Annotated in this window: 3 protein-coding genes; 2 read left to right on the top strand and 1 reads right to left on the bottom strand. The window is 43.2% G+C overall.

Features of this window, described 5'->3' with window-relative positions; genetic code table 11:
* Both H6S82_RS24660 and H6S82_RS24655 read left to right on the top strand, forming a co-directional pair.
* A partial coding sequence (locus tag H6S82_RS24660; RefSeq protein WP_191056863.1) for an FtsX-like permease family protein occupies positions 1-534 on the top strand: 534 nt, incomplete at its 5' end.
* Between the two features lie 107 nt (positions 535-641).
* The gene (locus H6S82_RS24655) at positions 642-1,370 is read left to right on the top strand and encodes a DevA family ABC transporter ATP-binding protein (RefSeq protein ID WP_190462305.1); all 729 of its coding nucleotides are present in this window, start codon (positions 642-644) and stop codon (positions 1,368-1,370) included.
* Positions 1,371-1,528: 158 nt separating this feature from the next.
* On the opposite strand, the gene H6S82_RS24650 is transcribed toward H6S82_RS24655, so the two are convergent.
* A partial coding sequence (locus tag H6S82_RS24650) for an ATP-binding protein (RefSeq protein WP_242057095.1) occupies positions 1,529-3,412 on the bottom strand: 1,884 nt, incomplete at its 5' end.

The raw sequence follows: 3,412 nt of genomic DNA, 5'->3' as shown, positions 1-3,412 counted from the left end.
GCTGGTAGTATCAGTCTGGGTTTAATTTATATCGAACCGGGTGCAGATTCAACTCAGGTAGCGGCGGCATTAAAAGCTTACCTACCTGAAGATGTGAAAGTGCTAACCATCGCAGAATTCATCAAATTTGAAGAAAATTATTGGAAAACGGGAAGTCCGATCGGCTTTATTTTCGGTATGGGTGTAGCGATGGGTTTTATCGTCGGTGTAATTATCGTTTATCAAGTTCTTTCCACTGATGTAAATGCCCATATCAAGGAATACGCTACTTTCAAGGCAATGGGTTATCACAATTCCTACTTGCTAGGCGTGATTTTTGAAGAAGCACTCATTTTGGCAGTTCTGGGTTTTATACCGGGAATGATCGTACCTTTGGGACTTTATAATTTAGCTCGCAATGCCACAAATTTGCCAATTTATATGACGTTGTTTCGGGCAATTATGGTTTTGTCGTTAACTATTATTATGTGTGTGATTTCCGGTTCGATCGCGACAAGCAAATTACAATCTGCTGACCCAGCAGATATGTTCTAGAGAGAAATTATCGGCAGCTGTATCTGGGATATTTTTAACCACAGATGACCGCAGATAAACACAGATAAACACAGATAAGTATGGAAGCTACAGAGTTAATAGGGGCTATGCAAAGTAATTCGAGTTCGTCCGCCGTTATTTCTGTCGTCAACCTCAATCATTACTTCGGTAAAGGTCAACTCCGAAAGCAAGCATTATTTAATATTAACTTGCAGATAAATATAGGTGAAATTATCATCATGACTGGGCCATCCGGTTCCGGTAAAACTACCCTCCTAACTTTAGTCGGTGGGTTGCGTTCTGCACAAGAGGGAAGTTTGAAGGTGTTAGGAAAAGAACTTTGCGGTGCTAAAGAAAAACAATTAACAGAAGCGCGACGCCATAACGGTTATATCTTCCAAGCTCACAATTTGCACGGCAGTTTAACGGCGCTACAAAATGTGCGAATGGGATTGGAAGTACATCGAGGAATTCCACCAGCAGAAATGAACGATCGCGCTAAAGAAATGTTGGAAGCAGTCGGATTGGGAAATCGCATCAATTACTATCCTGATGACTTATCGGGAGGACAAAAACAACGGGTAGCAATTGCTCGCGCTTTGGTAGGTAAACCGAAAATTGTGCTAGCAGATGAACCTACTGCCGCTCTCGATAAAAAATCGGGACGAGATGTGGTAGAATTGATGCAGAAATTAGCGAAAGAGCAAGGTTGTACAATTTTATTAGTTACTCACGATAACCGCATTTTGGATATTGCCGATCGCATTGTCTATATGGAAGATGGGCGTCTCATCAGCGATGGCAGTAGTTTAGATGCTTTAGCAATAGCTAGGTAGGGACTAGGGGCTAGGGGAGTCAAAAGTCAAAAGTCAAAAGTCAAAAGTCAAAATTCCTCCCTTTCCTCCTCTCCCTCTCCCTGTTCCCTCTTGTCTCTTCCTCTAGTCCCTAACCCCTAACCCCTAACCCCTAACCCCTAACCCCGACGCCCTCACTTCTACTGACGAATCGGGATTTCGATCGCAAACTCTGTGCCTTGTCCGAGTACAGAACTACATTCTAATTTGCCATTGTGTTTTTCCTCAATAATCTGACTGCTGATCGATAAACCGAGACCCGTACCTTTACCGACGGGTTTGGTGGTAAAGAAAGGTTCAAACATCTGCTTGCGGGTATCTTGGGTCATACCAGGGCCATTATCGGCAATACATATTCTGACGCGATCGCCTACAACTTGGGTGCTAATCCAAATTGTCGGTATTGGGAATAGATTATTTTCCCCAGTCCCCATTTCCAGAGCATCAATTGCATTGCTAAGCAGATTCATAAATACCTGGTTAATTTGTCCGGGATAGCACTCTACCAAAGGCAATTCGCCGTATTCTTTAATCACCTGAATTTCTGGATGTCCTCCCTTTGCTTTGAGGCGATGTTGCAAGATGAGCAGAGTGCTATCAATTCCCTGGTGAATATCGGCGGGCTTCATTTGCTTTTCATCCAGGCGCGAGAAATTTCGCAGCGACAAAACTATTTCGCAAATGCGTTCTGCTCCCTGCTGCATAGCACACAATATTTTGGGCAAATCTTCCATCAAAAATTCTAAGTCGATCGCGTCAGTCTCAGCTTGGATCTCCTCGTGAGGTTGGGGATAGTGCTTAGCGTAGAGCTTGAGGAGATTGAGCAAATCTTCTATATATCGATGGGTGTGAGGAAGATTGCTGTAAATGCAGTTAACCGGGTTGTTAATTTCGTGAGCAACACCAGCAAGCAACTGTCCCAAACTGGACATTTTTTCAGTTTGAATCAATTGAGCTTGTGTTTTTTGAAGTTCCTGTAAAGCTGCTTGCAGTTCAGCTGCTTGTTGGCGCGATCGCGCTTCCGATTGGCGCAAAGCTTCCTCTGCCTGTTTGCGCTCGGTGATATCTTCCGCAGTACCTTCGTAATAAAGTAAATTGCCCTTTTCGTCTCGAACTGTGCGAGCGTTTTCGGAAATCCAGATAATGCTACCGTCTTTGCGATAAACCTGTGACTCGAATCTGGATATAAAGTCGTATTTTTCAATCTTAGCAACAAACTCAGCCCGCCGATAGGGATCTACATAAAGTTGTCGTCCGATATCGGTGTAACTCTGTATTAGTTCCTCCGGCGAGTCGTAACCGTAAATATGTGCCAGTGCTGGGTTAACGCTGAGGTAACGCCCATCCAGCGTTGTTTGAAAGATGCCATCCACAGCATTTTCAAAAATACTGCGATATTTAACTTCAGCTTGCCGAAGTGCTTCTGTTACAGAGTCGTGAATTTTCGACTGAGCCAAGAGTAACTGATGTACGTCTAACATTTTGTATATTCCCCGTTCGTCTTGTACAACGATCGGTTCGTAGAGCAACTCAGGCGATCGCTGTAAAGACTGCCGAGATGCTACCACAATCGACGTATTGATATTAAGGATTAAAATTTCAGTCTGAACAAAACCGTAGAGTGCAAAAATAGGTCTTTTTGAAAATAACTCGCAAGCATATGGACGGCTCATATACTCGAAAAACCGCCGCCGCGAAATCATCCCACAAAACTTACCTTGTTCGGAGAGGATGATACCGGGAAGCAAAGGGTTAGCCTTAAAAAGCTTAACCGCTTCTTCTGCCGGACAATTAGATTCAATGCTTTCTTCATAAAAATTTAGTTCTGCCAGTTTAGCATTCAAACTGGTTTTCTGTTCGCGATCTTCCTGCTTATAAAAAGCTTGGCTAACAGAGATATTGGTTTCACGCCGTCTTGCGTCTACCCGCTGTTGGTGAGGAATTGTTTTTACCAATTTAGGGTAGGTTGGTGTCAGATTTATCGTGTATTCATTTAAACTTTCTTGCACTTTTTTAGAAGATCT

Source organism: Planktothrix sp. FACHB-1355 (assembly GCF_014748295.1).
GTDB classification, from domain to species: Bacteria; Cyanobacteriota; Cyanobacteriia; order Cyanobacteriales; family Aerosakkonemataceae; genus Aerosakkonema; species Aerosakkonema funiforme_A.
Note: the sequence above shows the minus strand (reverse complement) of the source record. Positions and strands in the feature narration are given on the sequence as shown.

Bases quoted from the DNA above. Each gene is read 5' to 3' on its own strand.
- H6S82_RS24655 (WP_190462305.1), top strand. From the start codon at position 642: ATGCAAAGTAATTCGAGTTCGTCCGCCGTTATTTCTGTCGTCAACCTC.